This window comes from Acidovorax sp. LjRoot74, assembly GCF_964254355.1.
Classification (GTDB): domain Bacteria; phylum Pseudomonadota; class Gammaproteobacteria; order Burkholderiales; family Burkholderiaceae_C; genus Acidovorax.
This window is the reverse complement of sequence record NZ_CAXUTI020000001.1, coordinates 2,618,973-2,639,160: the sequence shown is the minus strand read 5'-3', so window position 1 is coordinate 2,639,160 and position 20,188 is coordinate 2,618,973. Positions and strand designations below refer to the sequence as shown.

16 protein-coding genes are annotated in these 20,188 nt (G+C 65.8%); 8 read left to right on the top strand and 8 right to left on the bottom strand.

Annotation, left to right across the window (positions count from 1 at the left end):
• Positions 1-91: 91 nt before the first annotated feature.
• A complete protein-coding gene (locus ACSQ3O_RS12345) occupies positions 92-1,414 on the bottom strand; it encodes a hypothetical protein (protein ID WP_436139059.1) in 1,323 nt (440 codons plus the stop codon).
• A 226-nt stretch (positions 1,415-1,640) separates the two neighbouring features.
• On the opposite strand from ACSQ3O_RS12345, the gene ACSQ3O_RS12340 reads away from it, so the two are divergent.
• The 7 genes from ACSQ3O_RS12340 to ACSQ3O_RS12310 all read left to right on the top strand — a co-directional run bounded on the left by ACSQ3O_RS12340 (position 1,641) and on the right by ACSQ3O_RS12310 (position 10,228).
• Complete coding sequence (locus ACSQ3O_RS12340; protein ID WP_436139058.1) at positions 1,641-2,030, top strand: DUF2946 family protein; 390 nt, start codon at positions 1,641-1,643, stop codon at positions 2,028-2,030.
• 164 nt (positions 2,031-2,194) lie between these two features.
• A complete protein-coding gene (locus tag ACSQ3O_RS12335) occupies positions 2,195-4,375 on the top strand; it encodes a TonB-dependent siderophore receptor (protein ID WP_436139057.1) in 2,181 nt (726 codons plus the stop codon).
• Between the two features lie 18 nt (positions 4,376-4,393).
• On the top strand, positions 4,394-6,007 hold the full coding sequence (locus tag ACSQ3O_RS12330) for an ABC transporter substrate-binding protein (RefSeq protein WP_436139056.1): 1,614 nt from the start codon (positions 4,394-4,396) through the stop codon (positions 6,005-6,007).
• The gene (locus ACSQ3O_RS12325; protein ID WP_436139055.1) at positions 6,004-6,972 is read left to right on the top strand and encodes an ABC transporter permease; all 969 of its coding nucleotides are present in this window, start codon (positions 6,004-6,006) and stop codon (positions 6,970-6,972) included. Before ACSQ3O_RS12330 ends, ACSQ3O_RS12325 begins: the two co-directional genes overlap by 4 nt.
• Positions 6,969-7,811, top strand: a complete 843-nt coding sequence (locus tag ACSQ3O_RS12320; RefSeq protein ID WP_436139054.1) for an ABC transporter permease — start codon at positions 6,969-6,971, stop codon at positions 7,809-7,811. The genes ACSQ3O_RS12325 and ACSQ3O_RS12320 overlap by 4 nt, the downstream gene beginning before the upstream one ends.
• Entirely contained in the window at positions 7,808-9,244 is a 1,437-nt protein-coding gene (locus ACSQ3O_RS12315; RefSeq protein ID WP_436139053.1) for an ABC transporter ATP-binding protein, read from the top strand. The genes ACSQ3O_RS12320 and ACSQ3O_RS12315 overlap by 4 nt, the downstream gene beginning before the upstream one ends.
• Positions 9,245-9,352: 108 nt before the next feature.
• Entirely contained in the window at positions 9,353-10,228 is an 876-nt protein-coding gene (locus ACSQ3O_RS12310; RefSeq protein ID WP_436139052.1) for a DUF4377 domain-containing protein, read from the top strand.
• A 73-nt stretch (positions 10,229-10,301) separates the two neighbouring features.
• On the opposite strand, the gene ACSQ3O_RS12305 is transcribed toward ACSQ3O_RS12310, so the two are convergent.
• The 6 genes from ACSQ3O_RS12305 to gstA form a co-directional block, all read right to left on the bottom strand.
• Positions 10,302-13,973, bottom strand: a complete 3,672-nt coding sequence (locus ACSQ3O_RS12305; RefSeq protein ID WP_436139051.1) for an EAL domain-containing protein — start codon at positions 13,971-13,973, stop codon at positions 10,302-10,304.
• An 18-nt stretch (positions 13,974-13,991) separates the two neighbouring features.
• Positions 13,992-14,387 (bottom strand): response regulator, encoded by a 396-nt coding sequence (locus ACSQ3O_RS12300; RefSeq protein ID WP_137747831.1) that lies wholly within the window; start codon positions 14,385-14,387, stop codon positions 13,992-13,994.
• Complete coding sequence (locus ACSQ3O_RS12295) at positions 14,384-16,237, bottom strand: PAS domain S-box protein (RefSeq protein WP_436139050.1); 1,854 nt, start codon at positions 16,235-16,237, stop codon at positions 14,384-14,386. The genes ACSQ3O_RS12300 and ACSQ3O_RS12295 overlap by 4 nt, the downstream gene beginning before the upstream one ends.
• A 270-nt stretch (positions 16,238-16,507) precedes the next feature.
• Positions 16,508-16,888 carry a nuclear transport factor 2 family protein gene (locus tag ACSQ3O_RS12290; RefSeq protein ID WP_436139049.1) on the bottom strand — a complete coding sequence of 127 codons (381 nt, stop codon included), beginning with the start codon at positions 16,886-16,888 and terminating at the stop codon, positions 16,508-16,510.
• On the bottom strand, positions 16,885-17,103 hold the full coding sequence (locus ACSQ3O_RS12285) for a tautomerase family protein (RefSeq protein ID WP_063460376.1): 219 nt from the start codon (positions 17,101-17,103) through the stop codon (positions 16,885-16,887). The genes ACSQ3O_RS12290 and ACSQ3O_RS12285 overlap by 4 nt, the downstream gene beginning before the upstream one ends.
• 11 nt (positions 17,104-17,114) lie before the next feature.
• On the bottom strand, positions 17,115-17,735 hold the full coding sequence (gene gstA, locus ACSQ3O_RS12280) for a glutathione transferase GstA (RefSeq protein WP_436139048.1): 621 nt from the start codon (positions 17,733-17,735) through the stop codon (positions 17,115-17,117).
• A 105-nt stretch (positions 17,736-17,840) separates the two neighbouring features.
• On the opposite strand from gstA, the gene ACSQ3O_RS12275 reads away from it, so the two are divergent.
• Positions 17,841-18,752 (top strand): LysR family transcriptional regulator, encoded by a 912-nt coding sequence (locus ACSQ3O_RS12275; RefSeq protein WP_298456731.1) that lies wholly within the window; start codon positions 17,841-17,843, stop codon positions 18,750-18,752.
• Between the two features lie 91 nt (positions 18,753-18,843).
• On the opposite strand, the gene icd is transcribed toward ACSQ3O_RS12275, so the two are convergent.
• Positions 18,844-20,103 carry an NADP-dependent isocitrate dehydrogenase gene (gene icd, locus ACSQ3O_RS12270; RefSeq protein ID WP_436139047.1) on the bottom strand — a complete coding sequence of 420 codons (1,260 nt, stop codon included), beginning with the start codon at positions 20,101-20,103 and terminating at the stop codon, positions 18,844-18,846.
• Positions 20,104-20,188 lie beyond the last annotated feature (85 nt).

Genomic DNA, 20,188 nt, shown 5'->3' with positions numbered 1-20,188 from the left:
AATAATTTCTCATCGCCACATAGTTTTTTCCTGACGATTGAATTGAGCGGGCAAATCGCGGAGATTATTTTAGGTTTTCCGAAATTAGTGGCTAATTTTTCTTGAGCTTCGGCAAAACATGCGTAAAGAACTCCTCAGTCGCGTCTTCATCACACAGTGCCTCAAGAAAATATGAGGCATCATCTGATGCGATTTCACTCTCCAACAGAATATTTCCGAGTATCCGCAGTCGATTCAATTGTCCTTTCTCCTTAATTCGCCGACGAAGCAAAGAGTCTTGTTTAACTGTTTCAACAAAGCAATCCGTCGATGCTGAGTCGAATGACTGAAACATCTCTCTAATATGGGAGGCTGCGGCATTTGAATAGAAGTTCGTCCGAGAAAAGCTGGAACTGCTTCCTTTGTACCCTACATATGTTCGGGTGATCGCCTGAACAAAGGACTGACGAAGATCGTCAGGAATAAACCGGGCAAGCGGCTGTAGCTGTCGCGCAAGGGTTCCCTCTTCCTCCCAATCATCAAGTGCACTTTCAAGCGACTTGATTAATGGTGCAATGATCACCTTGCGACTTGCTGAATTGATGTACATCAAACCACCTACAAGCTTTATAAAGCCAAGCCCACGCTCAATCTTGCTTGAATTCGCCTCAAGTATGTCTTTGTCAAATCGCTTGCCGATCTGCTTTTTATCATCCTTCGTCAACGAAGACCATAGGATTGGTGCACAGAATTCGATATTTCCACGAAGGTCAGTGGAAATACTTTCACTACAGTACGTTGTATACAGTCGATTCGACAGTTCAGTCTTATAAACGGCTGGCAGATCTATGAATGCCTGATCAACCGCCACGTGATTACGCGCAAAGTCTGCCGAATCCATCATCTGTAGATACGTGGATATATCTATTATTGACGGCGGAAACTCCTGGGATAGGACATACTTGTTGCAATCTGATATAAGATTCAGAACTTTGAGCAAACCGGGGTCGGAACTCTTTGGATGCCCATCAAAGAGATTTCTTGTCTCGCGAGCCTGATGCATTAACTTACGAGCTTCCCAACTGAGGACTCCAATCTTGTATGCCCCCTCGATCAGATCATTATCAATAACGTAGTCTTGAAAATCTTCGTATTTCTCGATCTTCTTCTTGGGGTTGATCTCTTTGTTGAACAAATCTAGGCTGCGATGGATTATTTTCTGACGAAGGTCATCGACGACCGCATTCCAGTATGCACCTATCGCACTACGGTAGCCGCGCACTGGTAGTACTTTGAGCGCCTCTCCCAAGTACGGACAATCCTGCACCTCCTCGCGAACGTTCAGTATCTCTTTCGAGACCAGCGCGGCTTCTTCCTTGGTCAGGAGATCAAGCTTTGATGGCTCGACCACAACGAGTTCTTGCTTTTTTGGCATGAATTATTATCTCCCTAGAAATATGTTAAATATATCCCGCAAACTTGCCAAATAGCCTCGGTTGCGTAAGAAGTTCCGCTTTTTGGCGTGCAGGCGCAATACCTCGTTGATAACAACAGTGCTCGCAGATGGCAAGCTCAAGTTTGCCCCCAAACGCCCCTCCCAAACTCCAAGACATGGCAGCTCACCCCCTCTGCCCGCACTTGAGTATGATTCGCATCCCCTCATGCTGCGCCGCAACACCCCCGCCCTGCCTTTCCAGATCATGCTTCTGCTGGTGGCGTTGTTCAACGCGCTGGCGGGTGCGCCCTTGCATGAGGCGCGGCACATTCAGGAGCTGGTGCGCAGCGCCACGGCCTCGGCAACCGCAGGCGATGTGGATGCCTACGCGGCAACCCGCTCCGCAGCCAGCGACGAACACAGCGAAGAGACACACACCACCTGCGCCTGGTGCCTGACCCACGCGCTGGAGGCGGGGCTGGCGCATGCACCGGCGCGCCTGCAACTCCCCGCTGAACCTGGCGCCATCGCGCCGCAAGGCGCAGACCCCTTCACGGCCCAGCAGGTGCGCTGGCCGTTTGCAGCACGCGATCCCCCGCCAGCCCAGCGGGCCTGACACGCGTCAGGCCTCAGCCAGCCTGCGCTCTTCAGCGCACCCCCTCTCGTTCTCGCCCCTGCACCGCCCCGTGGCTGTGTGCGGGCACGCAACCTTGTGCGCCCCATCTCCAGGCGCGCCGGGCCCCGTTTTTGCGCTCATCTGCTTTTTTGGACTGGTTTGCCATGCGCTCCCCCTCTTCCTCTGTTTCTTCTTCACGCCCTGTGCCCCTGCCCCGCCCCACCTTGACGGCCTTGGCGGCGGCTGCCCTGCTGGCTTCCCTCCACCCCGCCTGGGCTGCAGACGGCGATGTGGTCACTCCGCCCACCCTGTCTGCCGTGGACGTGGTGGGCCGCAGTGCCTCGGGCACCTACTACGCCGACGAGGCCGAGGGCGCCAAGACCAGCCTGCCGCTGCGCGAGCTGCCGCAATCCGTGCGCGTGATGTCGCGCCAGACGCTGGACGACCTGGGCGCCACGCGGCTGGATGATGTGCTGGACTATGTGGGCGGGGTCTCGCGCCAGAACAACTTTGGCGGCCTGTGGGACAACATCGCCATTCGCGGCCTGCCGGGCAACGAGAACACGGGCATGGCGACGCTGCTTAACGGGTTTTCGTCCAACCGGGGGTTCAACGCGCCGCGCGATCTGGCGGGGGTGGAGCGCATCGAGTTTTTGAAAGGCCCGGCCGCGGCGCTGTATGGCAGCAGCGAGCCCGGCGGCACGCTCAATATCGTGAGCAAGAAGCCGCTGTGGAAGGCCGCGCATTCGGTGGAGGCCTATGCCGGCAGCAATAACCTGGGCCGCGCGGCGCTGGACACCACCGGCCCCATCAACGACCGGCTGGCCTACCGCCTCAATGTGGCGGTGGAAGACAAGGGCAGCTTTCGCGACCATGTGCGCGCGCAGCGGCAGGTGGTGGCCCCGGCCTTTACCTGGAAGCTCTCGCCCGACACGGTGCTCGAATACACCTCTGAATACCTGCGCCACGCCACGCCGCTGGACCGGGGCGTGGTGGCGGTCAACAACCGCCTGGGCGCGGTGCCTGCCAGCCGCTTCTTGGGCGAGCCCGCCGATGGCGATGTGAAGGTGACCAACCAGACGCACCAGCTGGTGCTGTCGCACGAGTGGAACCCCGACTGGCGCAGCCGCGTGGGGCTGTCATACCGCGAGACGGGGCTGGAGGGCTTCTCGACCGAGGCCACGGCGCTGCAGGCCAATGGCCGCACGCTGACGCGCCAGCGGCGCTTTCGCGACTACCAGTCGGACGACGTAGCGGTGCAGGCCGAGCTGCAGGGCAACCTGCGCACGGGCGGGCTGGAGCATGAGCTGCTGATGGGGGTGGAGAGCTTCCGGTTCAGCATGGATTCGGTGATGTTGCGGGTGAACCCCAGCGCTGCCGCGCCGTATGCCATCGACATCTTCAACCCCGTCTACGGCCAGGCGCAGCCCACGCCGGGGCGCAACACCGACACGCTGGAGAAGCAGCGCAACACCGCGCTGTATGTGCAAGACACCCTGAAGCTGGGTGAGCAGTGGCGCGTGATGGCCGGGCTGCGGGCCGACCACTACGACCAGAGCCTGCAAAACCGCATCACCAACCGCACCACGGCGCAAAGCCCCTCGGCCGTGTCTCCGCGCCTGGGCGTGAGCTGGCTGCCGCTGCAGAGTGTGACGGTGTATGCCAACGCGGGCACGTCGTTCCGCCCCAACACGGGCAGCGACGCCGCAGGCAACGCCTTCGACCCCGAAAAAGCCCGTGCGCTGGAACTGGGCGCCAAGTGGGAAAGCGCCGACCAGCGCCTGGGCGCCACCGCTGCGCTGTTTGACATCAAAAAACGCAACGCCCTGACCAGCGACCCACTGAACGCAGGCTTTTCGGCCGCCGCTGGCGAGGTGCGCAGCCGGGGGCTGGAGCTGGACTTGTCGGGCCGCGTGAGCGCGCATTGGCGGGTGAACGCCAGCCTGGTGTTCAACGACGTGGAAGTGACCCGCGACAACACGCTGGAAGTGGGCGGCCGCCTGCTGAACGTGCCCAAGGTCAACGGCAGTGTGCTGGCGGTGTACGAAAACGCACTGGCCAACGGCCAGCGCTACGGCGTGGGCGGTGGCGTGACACACATGGGCAAACGCCTGGGCCAGGCCCGCACGCAGGCCGAGGCCAATGCGGGCACCGCCGCGTTTGAGCTGCCCAGCTACACCACGGCCAAGCTGATGGCGTACTGGCGCCTGAGCCCCACGCTGAACCTGTCGCTGGACGTGGACAACGTGTTTGACAAGGTGCACTACACCAGCTCGTACAGCCGCGTGTGGGTGGCGCCGGGGGCGGCGCGCACGGTCACGGTGGGTTTGCAAGCGAAGTTTTGAGTGGTGCCGGTGAACTGCATGACAACACTTTCAGCCGTCCCCAAACCCTTGACGCGCCGCAGCGCCCTGCAGGCCCCTGTGGCCGCGCTGGCGGCGGGCGCCCTGCCCGCCACTTGGGCGCAGGGCACACCACCCGCCTCCGCCCCCGCACCGCTGCAAATGGTCGGCCCGTGGGAGATCAGCGGCCTGGCGCCCGCCAGCAGCGGCTATGTGTTCACGCGCATGCAGGTCACCGAAACCCTGCTGGACGCGGCCGACGACGGCCAGCCACGGCCCGCGCTGGCACGGCTCTGGCGCCGGTCGGCGGATGGGCTGGTGTGGCAGTTTGAGCTGCGGCCCGGGGCGCGTTTTCATGACGGCACGCCGGTGACCGCCGCCGCCGTGGTGCGCAGCCTGCAGGCCGCGCAGGTGGCGCCCGCGCTGCTGAGCCAGGCGCCCATCGAGTCCATCACCGCGCCCGACGAAGGCACGGTGCTGATTCGCCTGCAACGCCCCTACACCGCCCTGCCCGCGCTGCTGGCGCATTCCAGCACCATGGTGCTGGCCCCGGCCAGCTATGGGGCCGATGGCAAGGTGCGCAGCATCATTGGCAGCGGCCCCTACCGCATTGCGGCGCTGGTGCCACCGCAGCAGGTCGAGACCGTGGTGTTTGACGCCTACGACGGCCCGCGCCCTGCCATTGCCGCCGTGCGCTACCTGGCCGCCAGCCGCGCCGAAACCCGCGCGCTGATGGCCGAAAGCGGCCAGGCCGACCTGGCCTATGGGCTGGACCCGGCCAGCCTGCGGCGGCTGCAGCGCCATGCACAAAACCCCGCACTGGCGCGCCGCACGCCGGTGCGCATTGCCTCGGTCACGCTGCCGCGCACCGTCATCGTCAAGCTGAATGCGGGCCTGCCAGCGCTGCGCGATGTGCGCGTGCGCCAGGCACTGAGCCTGGCCATCGACCGCGCGGGCATTGCGCTGGCGCTGATGGGCGACGAGGCGCTGGCCGCCACGCAGCTGCTGCCGCCCACGCTGGGCGCGTGGCACAACCCCGACATGCCCCCGCTGCAGCACGACCCCGAAGCCGCCGCGCGCCTACTGCACGCCGCAGGCTGGCAGCGCCACGGCGACGGCCTGCGCGATGCCCAGGGCCAGCCGCTGCATCTGGTGATCCGCACCTTTGTGGACCGGCCCGAGCTGCCGCTGATTGCCACGGCCCTGCAGGAGCAGTGGCGCCTGGCGGGCATTGCGGTGAAGGTGAGCATCGGCAACTCAGGCGACGTGCCCCGGGGCCACCGCGACGGCAGCCTGCAACTGGCGCTGGCTGCGCGCAACTACGCCAACGTGCCCGACCCCACGGGCACGCTGGCGGCCGACTTTGCCGCCCAGGGCGGCGACTGGGGCGCCATGGGCTGGCACAGCGATGCCGTGGTGCAGGCCCTGCAAGCGCTGGCGCGCACCCAGACCACGCCCGAGCGCACGCGCGCGCTGCGGCAAACCATTACGCACACCCTGCAAACCGAGCTGCCCGTGATCCCCGTGGCGTGGTACCGCCAGCATGTGGCCGTGGCGCCCCGGCTGGCGGGCGTCACGCTGGACCCGCTGGAGCGTTCTTACCGCCTGACCGGCATGGAGTGGAACAACCCATGAACCCTTTGACTTCAAAACCCTGGGCCGCCTTGGTCGGCCGCAGGCTGGTGCAGGTGCTGGCCGTGTCCCTGCTGATCGGCACGCTGTGTTTTTTGATGGTGCGCGCCCTGCCGGGCGACCTGGCCATGCGCGTGGCGGCGGGCCGCTATGGCTACGACCTGGTGAGCAACGCCGCCGCCGATGCCGTGCGCGCAGAGCTGGGGCTGGACCGCCCCGGCTGGCTGGCGCTGCTGCACTGGTGGCGCGACATGGCCACCTTCAACCTGGGGCAGTCGCTGGTGTCGCAGCGCTCGGTGTGGCACGAGGTCACGCACCACCTGGGCGCCACGCTGCGCCTGTCGGCCGCCGCGCTGGCGATTGCCTTTGCCGTGGGCGTGCCGGTGGGCGTGTGGGCCGGGCTACGCCCCCAGGGCTGGGTGGACAAGGCCAGCTGGCTGATGGCCGTGGTGCTGCGCGCGCTGCCGCCGTTTTTGCTGTCAGTGCTGCTCATCCTGCTGGTGGCGGTGCAGTGGGGCTTTTTGCCTGCGGGCGGTGACGAGAGCCAGGCCAGCCTGGTGCTGCCCGCACTCACGCTGGGGCTGGGCCTGGCTGCCGGGCTGGCGCGGGTGACCCGCGCTGCGATGCGCGAGGTGGTGGTGTCGCCCTTTTTTGAGTTTGCGCGCACCAAGGGCCTGAGCGACTGGCAGGCACTGGTGAGCCACGGCCTGCGCAATGCGGCCGTGCCGGTGACGGCCTACCTGGGCGTGCAGGCGCTGTTTTTGGTGGAGGGCGCGCTGGTGGTGGAGACACTGTTTGCCTGGCCCGGCATCGGCCATGCGCTGGTGCATGCCGTGTTCGGGCGCGACATCCCTGTGGTGCAAGGCACGGCCTTGTGCATGGGTGTGCTGTTTGTGGCTTTTAACCTGTTGGTGGATACGGCGTGTTTGGCGCTGGACCCCCGGCATGCGCAAAAGGTGGCCGCATGAACGCCATGACTTCCACTCTTTCATCGCCCGTGGGCGACGTGGTGGCCCAGCCCCGCTGGCCGCTGCGCACCACACTGGGCCTGGCCCTGCTCGGCCTGCTGGCGCTGTTTGCCCTGCTCGGCCCCTGGCTGGTGGGCGCCAGCCCGGTGGTGCAAGACCTGCGCAACACCCTGGCGCCCCCCAGCGCCCAGCACTGGCTGGGCACCGATGTGCTGGGCCGCTCGGCGCTGGCGCGGCTGGCGCATGCGGCGCAGCTGTCGCTGGGCATGGCGCTGCTGGCGGCCGTGAGCGCCGCCGTGCCCGGCACGCTGCTGGGCATCGTCGCCGCGTGGCGCGGTGGGCGCACCGAGCGTGCGCTGCTCATGCTGTCGGACTCGGTGCTGGCCATCCCTGGTCTGCTGCTGGTGTTGCTGGTGGCCGCCCTGGCGCCCGGTGCATTGTGGGCGCTGTATGCGGGCCTGTCGGCTGCGCTGTGGGTTGAGTACTTCCGCGTGAGCCGTGCAGTGGCCCGGCCCGTGCTGGCGGGCGACGCGGTGCAGGCATCGCGCCTGCTGGGTTTTGGGCGCGGCTATGTGCTCCGCCGCCACCTGCTGCCCGCGCTGGCGCCCACACTGGGCACGCTGCTGGCCTTCACTACATCCCAAGCCGTGCTGGCGCTGGCGGCGCTGGGCTTTGTGGGCGTGGGCATGCAGCCGCCCACGCCCGAGCTGGGCCTGATGATGACCGAGGCCATGCCCTACTACGAAGAAGCCCCCTGGCTTATTGCTGCCCCCACCACCCTGCTGGTGTGGCTGGTGGCAGCGATGATGCTGCTCAACCCCGACCGGGAGACCGCATGACCACGCCTTTGAAATCCGACGCCCTGCTGGCTGTGGAAGGCCTGGGCATCCAGGTGGGCGGCAAGCGGCTGCTGCGCGACATCGGCTTCAGCCTGCGTGCGGGCGAGGCGCTCACGCTGGTAGGCGAAAGCGGCGCGGGCAAATCGCTGCTGGCCCAGGCCATCATGGGCAACCTGCCGCCCGCGCTGCAGGCCAGGGGCCAGATCACGCTGGATGGCGCCACCACCCGCGCCGAAGACGCCGCCGCCCGCCGCGCCCTGTGGGGCCGCAAGCTGGCGCTGCTGCCGCAAGAACCCTCGCTGGCTCTCAACCCCCTGGCCCGCGTGGCCCCGCAGTTGGCCGAGGTGTACCGCGTGCTGCACCAGCAATCCACTGACTCCGCCAGCGCACAGGCCAAACAGGCGCTGAGCGCTGCGGGCCTGGGCAGCGCAGGCAGCCACTACCCCTGGCAACTGTCGGGCGGCATGGCCCAGCGCGCCGTGGCCGCCATCACCCTGGCCGGTGGCGCGCCGGTGCTGATGGTGGACGAGCCCACCAAGGGGCTCGACGCTCATTGGCGCGGCCGCATGGTGGAGCTGTTCCGGGGCGTGCTGCAGGCGGGCGGCTGCCTGCTCACCATCACCCACGACATGGAGGTGGCCCAGGCACTGGGCGGCCAGGTCATCGTGCTGCGCCACGGGCAGGCGGTGGAGCAAGGCGACATCCACACCGTGGCCGCAGCGCCGCAGCACGCGTTTACGCGCCAGCTGCTGCAGGCGGACCCGGCCCGCTGGCTGCCCTTTGCCGACTCCGTGACGGGCGAGCCCGTCGTACAGGCGCGGGGCATCTCCAAAGCCTATGGCACACAAAAGCTGTTTGCGCCGCTGGACCTGGACTTGCGCAGCGGCGAACGCCTGGCCGTGCAGGGCCCCAGTGGCACCGGCAAAAGCACGCTCGGCAATGTGCTGCTGGGCCTGGTGGCGCCCGACACGGGCCGTGTGGAGCGCAGCGCCAGGCTACGCCCGCATGCGTTTCAGAAGCTGTACCAGGACCCGGTCAGTTCGTTCGCCCCGCACATCAGCCTGGCCCAGTCGCTGCGCGATGCCGCCCGGCTGCACCGCTGCGAATGGAAGGCCGTGCAGCAGCGCCTGGCACAGCTGCGCGTGCCCGAAGACCTGCTGGCCCGCAGGCCCGATCAGGTGTCTGGCGGCGAGCTGCAGCGGATTGCGCTGGCGCGGGTGCTGGTGGCGCAACCGGCCCTGCTGTTTGCCGACGAGCCCACCTCGCGCCTGGACCCGATCACGCAGCAGGAGGCCATCCAGGTGCTGATGGGCACCGTGCAAGAGACGGGCGCCGCGCTGATGCTGGTGACCCACGACCCACACCTGGCCGCCGCCGTGGGCACGCGCACGCTGGATTTTGCGCAGGGCGACACACTGACCTGCGCTGCGTGACTCCATGCAGAGGGTAGGCAGGAGGCCAGGCAGGAAACGCCCCAGGCGCTCGCCCCCAAGCGCCCTCCTCCTACCCAGGCCGGGGCGCTTTTCCGCTAAGGTGGTGGGATGCATCTGAAACGACCCCACACCCTCAGCGGCGGGCGCCCCGCCTTTGGCAAGGCCCTGGCGGCCGCCACCCTTGCAACCCTGCTGGCGGCCTGCAGCAGCCAGCCCCAGGGAGCCCCCATGACGCAGCCCCCCTCTCCTTCCCCTTCTTCCACATCCTCCCCATCGTCTTCCGCCCACACGCTGCAGGCCTACGACTGGGACCTGGTCTCTGCCCTCGATGCCCGGGGCAAGGCGGCACCCGGCTGGCTGCTGGCGGGCAAGCGGGCGCTGCGCCTGCACTTTGAGGGGCAGCGGCTGTCGGTGCAGAACCTGTGCAACATGATGGGCGCGGGCTATATGCTGAGCGGCCCGAACCTGCAGGTGGGGCAGTTCGTGTCCACCAAACGCGCTTGCGCCGAGCGCGACTTGATGGATCTGGAGCAGCGTGTGGCCAGCCTGCTGCCCCAGGCCCAGCGTTTGGAACTGCGGGGCGCCACCGCCACCAGCGCGCCGCAGCTGACCCTGTGGTTTGCCGACGGCAGCCGCTGGGAGCTGGCAGGCGCCCCCACGCCCGCCACGCGTTTTGGCACGGCAGGCGAACGCCTGTTTCTGGAAGTGGCCCCCGAGCGCGTGGCCTGCAACCACCCGCTGATGCCCCAGGCCCAGTGCCTGCGCGTGCGTGATGTGCGCTATGCCGACAACGGCGTGCGGCAAGGGGTGGGCGAGTGGCGCATCTTCCAGGGCGAGATCGAGGGCTACCGCCACGAGCCAGGCATGCGCAATGTGGTGCGCGTGCAGCGCTACTCGCTGGCACGCAATGGGCAGTTGCCTGCCGATGCCCCCAGCCATGCCTATCTGCTGGACATGGTGGTAGAGACCGAACGGGTGCGCTGAAGCCTCAAACTTCAAGCAAAAAATGCCGTTACCGCGCTATCAGCATGCCATTTATGCTATTAAATAAATAGCACTACGGCGAAACAGGCACTGAAGCAGGTACCGCCGAGGGCGCTGCCGCGCGCAGAAAGCGCTGCTCGAACAGGCCGGCAGGCAGCGGCTTGCTGAGCAGATAGCCCTGCATCTCGTCGCAGCCCAGCTGCGCCAGCCGCCGCGACTGGTCTTCGGTCTCCACCCCTTCGGCTACCACCTTCAGGCGCAGGGCATGCCCGAGGTTGATGATGGTGGACACCAGCGACTGCCCCTGGGGCCCCGAGGCCATGCCCATGATGAAGGAGCGATCAATCTTGAGCGTGTCCACCGGCAGCCGGGCCAGGTAGCTCAGCGACGAGAACCCGGTGCCGAAGTCGTCGATGGCGATGCTGATGCCCATCTCCCGCAGGGCGTGCAGGCTGCGTATGCTGCGCTCCACGTCGTCCATCACCATGCTTTCGGTGATCTCCAGCTCCAGCCCCTGGGCGGCCAGGGCGTCGTGGGCCACGGCGTCACGCACCTCGGCAATGAAGCCCTGGTGCCGCAGCTGCAGGATGGAGACATTCACGGCCACCCGCAGCGGGGCCAGGCCCGCCTGGCGCCAGCGCAAGTTGTCGGCCAGCGCCTGCCGCAGCGCCCAGCGGCCCACGTCGTAGATCAGGCCGGTTTCTTCCAGGATGGGGATGAACTGCGCGGGGGGCACCAGGCCCCTGCGTGGGTCGTTCCAGCGGATCAGGGCTTCGGCCCCCGCGATGGCGCCACTGGCCAGGTGCTGCTTGGGCTGGTAGTGCAGCACAAACTGGCCTTGTTCCAGCGCCGCACGCAGCCGCCCTTCCAGGCTCAGCGCCTCGGCCACGCGGGTGTTCATCTCGGAGGTGTAGAACAACAGGCTGTCGGCCGCGGCCTTGGCCTTGTTGACTGCGGCTTCGGCGTTGCGCAGCAGTGTTTCAGCGTCGGCGCCATCCATGGGATACAGGGCCACCCCGGCCTTGGCGGCCATGCGCAGCTCGGTGCCACCCACCACAAACGGGGTGTCGAAGCAGGCCCGCATGAGCAGATCCACCGCCACGGCCACGGCACCCGCGTCGCGGGCCTCGGTCACGGCGATGCCAAAGCTGTTGATGCCGATGCGCGCCACGTCGTACAGGTTGCCCGCTGCATGCTGCAGCCGCAAGGCCACCTGCTGGAGCAGTTCGTCGCCCACCTGGCGCCCCAGGGTGTCGTTGACGATGCGAAACCGGCTGATGTCCATCAGCGCCACGCCTTGCAGCGCCTTGGCGGATTCGCGGGTCCGCAGGTGCTGCCCGGTGCGTTCGAGGAACAGCGTGCGGTTGGGCAGGCCGGTGATTTCGTCGTAGTAGGCCAGGTAGCTCAGGCGGTCTTCCTTGTCGAGGTGGTCCATGGCAAAGCCGATGTCCCCGGTCAGCTCCTGCAGCAGCTTCATCTCGGTGTCGTCGAAAAAGCCCACCTCGTCCGCCAGCAGGGCCAGCACGGCCACCACCTCTTGCCCCACCAGGATGGGCAGCACCGCAATGCTGGCCACCCCGCGCGCCTGCAGCTGGTCGCGCAGCATCACACTCGGGTCGCCGGTGATGTCGTCGCACAGCACCGGCCGCCCCGACCGCACCACGGCGGAGGCCAGGCTTTCGCCGGGCGTGGGCACGTCGAACAGGCCCAACCGGTCGTGGATGTTGTGGATAAAGTCGGCCTCGGCCCCTGACACGCCCACCGGCAGCACCCGCCGCGCAGCGCGGTCCACGCGGCCAATCCAGGCGATGCGGAAGTGGCCATGGTCCACAGCGATCCGGCAGGCCTCGCGGAACAGCTCGTCGCGCTGGCGCACGCGCACGATCAGGGTGTTGATGCCGCTGAGCATGGCGTACACGCGGTTCAGGCGCTTGATCTTGCGCTCGGCATCGCGCCGCTCGGTGATGTCTTCGCCCAGGCTGGCCACACCGGTGACCTGCCCGCCCACCGAGCGCAGCACAGTGTTGTTCCAATGCACCAGGCGCCGCTCGCCCGAGCGGGTGAGGATTTCGTTGTCGTAGTGCCAGGCCGAGGGCCGGTCGGCCAGCAGGTCGGCAAACACGTCGCGCACATGGGCGGTCTCGGGCGGCACAAACAGCTCAAACCAGTTGCGGCCAAACACTTCTTCGCGCTGCCAGCCCGTCAGGCGCAGCAGGTAGTCGTTGCAGTAGGTGATCTGGCCTTCGCAATCGAGCATCAGCGAGATCATCTCGACCTTGTCGAGCATGGTGTTGAAGCGCCGGTCGCTTTCGTGCAGTTCTTCCTCGGCGCGTTTTTCCTTGGTCACGTCCTGGATGGTGTTGAACCAGCGCCCGCCCTCGCCCCGGCCCGCCTCGTCCTCCAGCGGCTCCATCACCTGCCGCAGGTACTGCAGCCCACCGGATGGGGTCAGCACGCGGTAGGTGAAGTCCACCCGCATTTGCTGGCGCGCAGCCAACAACGCGTGGTGGCGGAAGGTTCCCCGGTCGTGGGGGTGCACCAGCTCCAGCCAGTCGCGCGCAGACCGGGGCACGCGGTCGGCGGGCAGGCCCAGAATGTCGGGCAAGGTGTCCTGCCAGCTCTCGAACGCGCCGTCGCGCCCGCTGATCACGTGGGTGATCTTGGCCAGGGCCTGCGCCCGGCGCAGGCTGGCCTTGCTGGCGCGCAGCTCTTCCATGGCGCGCTGGCGCTCGAACACTTCGACCTGCAGTTGCTCGGCGTGTTTCTGGATCTCCATGTAGAGGCTGCCGTTTTCATAGATGCGCCCCACCTGCGCGCCCAGGATGGCCAGGACTTTTTCATCGTCGGCACTGAAGGCTTCGGCCCCCTCCTTGTTGGCCAGGCAGATCCAGCCGTACGAGAACGACAGCGAGGTGATGGGCGCGATCAGCCCCGTGTGCAGCGGTGGGTAGCCCTCAGGCAAGCCGATCACGCTGGGGTTGCCGCTGGGGTTGGTCACGCGCTCGGAGCGGCGCTCGGCGCGCAGTTGCCCGAGCAGGCCGTGCGAGACGACGGGCAGGTCCAGCGGTGTGTCCTGCGGACCGGGGTGGGCCGACTCGATGCCGCTGGAGCAGGCGATGGTGCTGTCGCTGTGCTTGCGCACCACACACAGCACCGCATACTGCGCGCCCACCAGTGCACGTGCCCCCCTGCACACGTTGGCCAGCAGCACCTGCGGGTCGCGCTCGGAGGCAAGCTGCAGGTTCAGGTCGGTCAGCGCCGCCAGGCGCCGGTTCATGGCCTCCAGCTCGGCCATGTTGCCGGTGAGCTTGTCGGTCATGAGCTGCAGGTGCCGGGTCTGGAAGCCATGCTCCAGCTCCACCGAGGGCCGGGGTGCAATCTGCGTGAGCGCCTGCTCGATGGCGGCCAGGATGTCCTGCGGCTCGCAGGGCTTGACCAGCACCTGCGTGACCCCGCAGGCCAGTGCCAGGCTGCGCGCCTCTTGTTCGCGGTAGTGCACGCTGTAGAAGATCACCTGCGTGGCCGACAGGTGGTGGTCGGCCCGCAACTGGCGCACAAACTCGTAGCCGTCCATGGTCGGCATCAGGATGTCGGAGATCACCAGGTCGGGCCGCTCGGCGCGTACCCGCTCCAGCGCCTCGGCGCCATCGGAGGCTTCCAGGGCCTGGTGGCCGCTGTGCCCGATGAGCGTGACCACCAGCGCCCGGTTGGCAGGAAGGTCGTCAACGACGAGGATCTTGGCCATGCAACGCCTGCTCCAGTGTCAGCCCTCGGCGGGGGGATTGAAAGGGGGCCCCAGAAACGCCTCGACCTGCTGGACGAAGGTTTCGGGCGTGATGGGCTTGGACAGATGGTCATTAAAACCCACATCCAGCGCCTTTTCGCGGTCGCCCGGCATCGAGAACGCCGTGACCGCCACCAGCGGCACCACGCGCCACAGCATGCTGGTGCGCAGGCTGCGCGCCACCTCGTAGCCGTTCATCACGGGCATCTGCAAATCGCACAGGATGATGTCCGGGCTCTCTGCCAGCGCAATGCGCACGCCCACGGCACCGTTCTCGGCGGCCAGCACGCGGTGGCCTGCAGCTTCCAGCAGATAGGTCACCAGCTGCCGGCTGGCGTCGTCGTCTTCAATGACCAGGATGGTGGCTCGGGTCATGCGCTGCGCTCCTGGAGTTCAAGGACAAAGGTGCTGCCGCGCCCTTCTTCGCTGTCAAAGCCCAGGGTGCCCCCCAGGGCTTCGGCCAGCTTGCGGCTCAGGTGCAGGCCCAGGCCCGTGCCTTCGTGGTGGCGGCGGTCGGCGCTCTCCACGCGCGAGAAGGCCTCGAACAGGCGCGGCTGCTCCTGCAGCGCAATGCCGGGGCCGGTGTCCTGCACGCGCAGTTGCACGCTGCGGCCGCCGTCGGGCATGGGCAGCTCGTGCAGCACCACATCGACCCGGCCCTCCTGCGTGAACTTGATGGCATTGCCCACCAGGTTGATGAGGATCTGGCTCAGCGCCCGCCGGTCGGTCTGCAGGGCCACGGCCTGCGTCGGCACCTGGACCGCAAACGCCAGCCCCTTGCGCCGGGCTTCCTGCTCCAGGGTGGCCGACACCTCCTCGATCAGGGCCTTGCAGTCCACCAGCTCCAGGTTCAGCGTCACCTTGTTGGCGCTGAGCTTGGCCACATCGAGCAGGTCGTTGATGAGGGACAGCAGGTGCTTGGCGCCCGTCTGCACGATGCGCAGCTGTTTTTCCTGCTCGGGATTGAGGGGCCCCGGCAGCTTCATGAGCAGCGTGCCGGTGAAGCCGATGATGGCATTGAGCGGGGTGCGCAGCTCGTGCGACATGCTCGCCAAAAACCGGTCCTTGACCAGGGCCGCGTTCTCCAGCTCCAGGTTCTTGTCGCGCAGCACCTGCTCGATGCGCTTGCGCTCGGTCACATCGCGGATGGCGCTCGATACAAACAGCCCTTCTTCGGTCTCCAGCGGGCTCAGGCTGATCTCGACCGGGAACTCGGATTTGTCCTTGCGCAGGCCATACAGGTCCAGCCCCGCGCCCATGGAACGCGAGCGCGGCTCGGCAAAAAAACGGTGCCGGTGGTCAGGGTGGCGGGCCCCAAAGCGCTCGGGCACCAGCAGCTCGATGGGCTGGCCCAGCAGCTCGTCGCGGCTCCAGCCAAACAGCTTCACGGCCTGCGAGTTGACGAGCACGATGCGCCCCTCGCGGTTGACGATGACCATGGCGTCGGGCGCGGCTTCGAGCAGGTCCTTGAACTTCTGGTCGGCCCGCTTGCGGTCGGTGATGTCGCGGATGGCGCTCATCACCATGGTGCCCTCTTCGGTATCGATGGGGCTCAGGCTGATCTCTACCGGGAACTCGCCCCGGTCCTTGTGCAGGCCATGCAGCTCCAGCCCCGCGCCCATGGTGCGCGTGCGCGGCTGGCCAAAAAAACCGCTGCGGTGGCCCAGGTGGGCGCCCCGGTAGCGATGGGGCAACAGCATCTCTACCGCCTGGCCCAGCAATTCGGTGCGGGCGTAGCCAAACACCCGCTCGGCCTGCGAATTGACGAGCACGATGCGCCCCGTCACATTGACCATCACAATGGCGTCGGGCGTGGATTCGAGCAGATCGCGAAAGCGCGCCTCCAGCAGCTTGGCCTCGCGCTCCACCTTGAGCTGGGTCACGTCCTTCTTGCTCGACAGGAAGTACAGCAACTGGCCGCTGGCATCGAGAACCGCCTTGGTAGACACATTGATGTGGACCAGCGTGCCATCCTGGCGGCGGCGCACCGTCTCTCGCACCGAACTCCCCAGGCGCACGGCCTCTGCCCGCATGAGGTCTTCTTCATGGGCCCGGTCCTTGGGCACGATGAGATCGAGCAGGGAGCGCCCTTGCACATCGGCCTGCCGGTAGCCAAAGATCGATTCAGCGGCCGGGTTCCACTCCAGCACCAGCCCCTCCGGGGACAGTACCAGCAGGGCGTCGGGGTTTTGCTCCCAGTACGCGACAGAAAGTTTGGATCCCATGCCGCCCTCTTGTGCCTTTTGTTCCAAGTGGTGTTCCTTCCCCGCACCGCACTGCCAGGGTGCCAAACCATATTAGGTGGGAACGCATGAAAACACCAACACAGAAGTGCCAGCCCAAGGCCCCGGGCACAAGCCGTTGCACCACAGGGCTTCAGCCACCGAAAAGCCCCTGATGCCGCAAGGGCCTCAGGGGCGATGTCGAGGGATGCCGGGGCGTCCTTAGAGCCTGTTTACGATCTCCCAGGGGATCGCAAACAGGCTCTTGGTGACTCAATTCCGTATGTCGTAGTGAAAGACCTTGGAGACGATCTGCCAGCGCCCGTCCAGCCAGAGCAGCGTGAGCAGGTCAATGAAGTGCTTGGGCGCAATGGAGCACTGCAGCTTGGCCAGCGCCGTCACGGGGCCCACGAGGTCAATGGAGAGCACGCGGTCCGTGCGCACCTGGCCGCTTGCAGACGGCGCTGGGCGTGCATCCACCACTGGGAAGTATTCGTGCATGCGCCAGAAGATGGGTTGCTCACCCACCGCCGTGGCATACAGAGCCTGCGGATGGAACACCTGGGCCAGTCGCTTTGTGTCGCTGTGGTACAGGCCGTCGAGGTACAGCTCCAGCACCGCGTGGATGGCGGCAAAGTCGGCGGCGCTGTTCATTGCGCGCCGCCTTGTCTGGCCCGCTCGCGCAGCACGGTCACGGTTTCACCCGCGATGCCCCAGTGGTCGGTGTCCACCTCTTCGATCACAACAAAGGTGGTGGCCGGGTTCTTGCCCAGCACCTGCACCACCAGGTCGGTCGCGCCACGGATCAGCTGGGCTTTTTGTTCACGCGATGCGCCCTCGCGGGTGATCTGGATGTTGATATAGGGCATGGCTCGCGTCCTCAGCCCACCAGGCCTTCGGTTTGCATCGCTGCACGGACCTCGGGGCGGGCCGCCACGCGTGCCATGAATCTGCCGATGTGCTGCAGGTCGCCCAGGTCGATCTGCACAAACTTGGCCCAACCGAGCACCACAAACAGATAGGCGTCGGCAGCGGTAAAGGCGTCACCCGTGAGGTAGCTCTTGCCCGCCAGCTGCCCGTCAAGCCAGACCAGCTTTTTGTAAAGCACCCCAGCCAGGGCCTTCTTGGCTGTGGCATCCACATCGCTGTGGAACAGCGGCGTGAAGGACTTGTGCAGCTCGGCCGTCACGTAGTTTTGCCATTCCATGACGCGATATCGCTCCAGGGTGCCCGCAGGCGGCATCAGGGTGTGGGCACCCGCACGGTCGGCGACGTACTGGGCGACCACCGGCCCTTCGGTGATCCGCGTCCCGTCCGGGAGTTCGATCACCGGCACCTGGCCTTTGGGGCTGATGGCATAGAAGTCACCGCCGCCGCTGGTGGTGTGCTTGCCGGTATCGACCTTCTCCAGCGTGAAGGGGGTGCCGGTTTCACGCAGAAGAATGTGTGTGGCCAGCGAGCATGCGCCGGGGGCGTAATAGAGCTTGATAGAGGTCTGCATCGGGGACTCCTTATGTCCTGGGTTGGTGATGCAGTGACTGTATTTGTGATGAAATTGACAATAAACTAGATTAATTTCAAATCACAAATTACACAGAAATCAATAATGGACCGGCAATTCGACAATCTCCGCCTGGGCAGCATCGAGTTGTTCTGCCTCACGGCGCAGCACCAGGGGTTCACGGCGGCGGCCAAGGCCACGGGCCTCACGGCAGCGGCCGTGAGCCGGTCCGTAGCACGGCTGGAGGAGCGCATGGGCGTGCGCCTGCTCATGCGCACCACACGCCAGGTGAGGCTGACGGAGGTCGGTCAGCGCTACTACGATCAGTGCCGCCAGGCGCTCACCCAACTCAGCGAGGCCGAGCGCGAGGCATCGGGCCAGCAGCTCAAGCCCGCAGGCCTGGTGCGCATGAGCCTGCCCACCTCGTATGGGCACCACCGCGTGCTGCCGCTGCTGCCGGCCTTCAGCACCAAGTACCCCGACATCGAGATCGAGCTGCAGCTGTCCAACCGCAATGTGGACTTCACCGAAGAAGGCTTTGACCTCGCCATCCGGGGCCGCACGCCCCCCGATTCGAGCCTGGTGGCCCGCAAGCTGGAGGACGCTGACCTGGTTGTGGTTGCTGCGCCGGCCTACCTCCAGCGCTACCGCGCACCCCACGCGCCCGAGGAACTGGCACAGCATGAATGTGTGCAGTTTGTGCTGCCCAGCAGCGGGCAGGTCGTGCCCTGGCTGCTGCTGCGCGACGGTCAGACCGTCGAATGGCCCACGCAAGGCAAGCTGCGCTGCGCCGACGACATCCTGGGCCAGGTTACGCTGGCCCGCGCGGGCGCAGGGCTGGTACAGACCTACCGCTTCCTGGTCGAGGACGATCTGCGCAGCGGCCAGCTGGTCGAGGTGCTGACCGCGCACGCGGGCGCCTCGCGGCCGTTTTCACTGATTTACCCCGGCAATCGGCACATGCCCCTGCGGGTGCGGGTGCTCATTGACTACCTGGTGCGTGCGCTGGGGCACTGAGGCGTTGAGGCTGCACCAACAAAAAACCCTGGTCCGATCAACGTACCAGGGTTCTTTTTATGAGGCGTTTTGAGCCGCCCCGAAGCCAGGACTACATGTTGGCAATCATGACCTGCCCAAAGCCCGAGCAGCTGACCTGCGTGGCGCCGTCCATCAGGCGGGCGAAGTCGTAGGTCACCTTCTTGGAGGCGATCGACTTTTCCAGCGAGCTGATGATCAGGTCGGCGGCGGCGGTCCAACCCATGTGGCGCAGCATCATCTCGGCCGAGAGGATTTCGGAGCCGGGGTTCACATAGTCCTTGCCCGCGTACTTGGGCGCGGTGCCGTGGGTGGCTTCAAAGCAGGCCACCGAGTCGGACATGTTGGCGCCGGGCGCAATGCCGATGCCGCCCACCTGGGCCGCCAGCGCGTCGGAGATGTAGTCGCCATTGAGGTTGAGCGTGGCCACCACCGAATATTCGGCCGGGCGCAGCAGGATCTGCTGCAGGAAGGCGTCGGCAATGCTGTCTTTGACGGTGATGTCCTTGCCCGTCTTGGGATTCTTGAGCTTGCACCAGGGGCCGCCGTCGATCAGCTCGGCGCCAAACTCCTTCTGCGCCAGCGCATAGGCCCAGTCGCGAAAGCCACCTTCGGTGAACTTCATGATGTTGCCCTTGTGCACGATGGTCACACTGGGCTTGTCGTTGTCGATGGCGTACTGGATGGCCTTGCGCACCAGACGCTCGGTGCCTTCGATGGACACGGGCTTCACGCCCAGGCCGGAAGTGTTGGGGAAGCGGATCTTCTTCACTCCCATCTCGTCCTGCAGGAACTTGATGAGCTTCTTGGCCTTGTCGGACTCGGCTTCGAACTCGATGCCGGCGTAGATGTCTTCCGAGTTCTCGCGGAAGATCACCATGTTGGTCTTCTCGGGCTCCTTGAGCGGCGAAGGCACGCCCTTGAAGTACTGCACCGGGCGCAGGCAGACATACAGGTCCAGCTCCTGGCGCAGCGCCACGTTGAGCGAACGAATGCCGCCGCCCACGGGCGTGGTCAGCGGCCCTTTGATGGACACCACATACTCGCGCAGCACCGCGAGGGTTTCTTCGGGCAGCCACACGTCAGGGCCATAGACCTTGGTGGATTTTTCACCCGCGTACACCTCCATCCAGTGGATCTTCTTCTTGCCGCCATAGGCCTTGGCCACAGCGGCATCCACCACCTTGATCATCACCGGCGTGATGTCGAGGCCGGTGCCATCGCCTTCGATGAAGGGAATGATGGGTTCGTCCGGCACATTCAGGGACATGTCGGCGTTGACGGTGATTTTCTGGCCTGCGGCAGGCACCACGATGTGCTGGTAGGTGGTCATGGGTGGGGAGTCTCCGGTATGCGCCGAATGGAATTCGGTCGATGAAGGGGAAAAAGCAAGAAAAGGGAGCACCGCCAACGGCGCG

Excerpts from the sequence above, each read along its gene's own strand:
- ACSQ3O_RS12305 (WP_436139051.1), bottom strand. The coding sequence starts at position 13,973 with ATGGCCAAGATCCTCGTCGTTGACGACCTTCCTGCCAACCGGGCGCTG.
- gstA (WP_436139048.1), bottom strand. The coding sequence starts at position 17,735 with ATGCAGACCTCTATCAAGCTCTATTACGCCCCCGGCGCATGCTCGCTG.
- ACSQ3O_RS12325 (WP_436139055.1), top strand. The coding sequence starts at position 6,004 with ATGAACCCTTTGACTTCAAAACCCTGGGCCGCCTTGGTCGGCCGCAGG.
- ACSQ3O_RS12300 (WP_137747831.1), bottom strand. The coding sequence starts at position 14,387 with ATGACCCGAGCCACCATCCTGGTCATTGAAGACGACGACGCCAGCCGG.
- ACSQ3O_RS12295 (WP_436139050.1), bottom strand. The coding sequence starts at position 16,237 with ATGGGATCCAAACTTTCTGTCGCGTACTGGGAGCAAAACCCCGACGCC.
- ACSQ3O_RS12340 (WP_436139058.1), top strand. The coding sequence starts at position 1,641 with ATGCTGCGCCGCAACACCCCCGCCCTGCCTTTCCAGATCATGCTTCTG.
- icd (WP_436139047.1), bottom strand. The coding sequence starts at position 20,103 with ATGACCACCTACCAGCACATCGTGGTGCCTGCCGCAGGCCAGAAAATC.
- ACSQ3O_RS12320 (WP_436139054.1), top strand. The coding sequence starts at position 6,969 with ATGAACGCCATGACTTCCACTCTTTCATCGCCCGTGGGCGACGTGGTG.
- ACSQ3O_RS12315 (WP_436139053.1), top strand. The coding sequence starts at position 7,808 with ATGACCACGCCTTTGAAATCCGACGCCCTGCTGGCTGTGGAAGGCCTG.
- ACSQ3O_RS12275 (WP_298456731.1), top strand. The coding sequence starts at position 17,841 with ATGGACCGGCAATTCGACAATCTCCGCCTGGGCAGCATCGAGTTGTTC.
- ACSQ3O_RS12290 (WP_436139049.1), bottom strand. The coding sequence starts at position 16,888 with ATGAACAGCGCCGCCGACTTTGCCGCCATCCACGCGGTGCTGGAGCTG.
- ACSQ3O_RS12330 (WP_436139056.1), top strand. The coding sequence starts at position 4,394 with ATGACAACACTTTCAGCCGTCCCCAAACCCTTGACGCGCCGCAGCGCC.
- ACSQ3O_RS12335 (WP_436139057.1), top strand. The coding sequence starts at position 2,195 with ATGCGCTCCCCCTCTTCCTCTGTTTCTTCTTCACGCCCTGTGCCCCTG.
- ACSQ3O_RS12285 (WP_063460376.1), bottom strand. The coding sequence starts at position 17,103 with ATGCCCTATATCAACATCCAGATCACCCGCGAGGGCGCATCGCGTGAA.
- ACSQ3O_RS12345 (WP_436139059.1), bottom strand. The coding sequence starts at position 1,414 with ATGCCAAAAAAGCAAGAACTCGTTGTGGTCGAGCCATCAAAGCTTGAT.
- ACSQ3O_RS12310 (WP_436139052.1), top strand. The coding sequence starts at position 9,353 with ATGCATCTGAAACGACCCCACACCCTCAGCGGCGGGCGCCCCGCCTTT.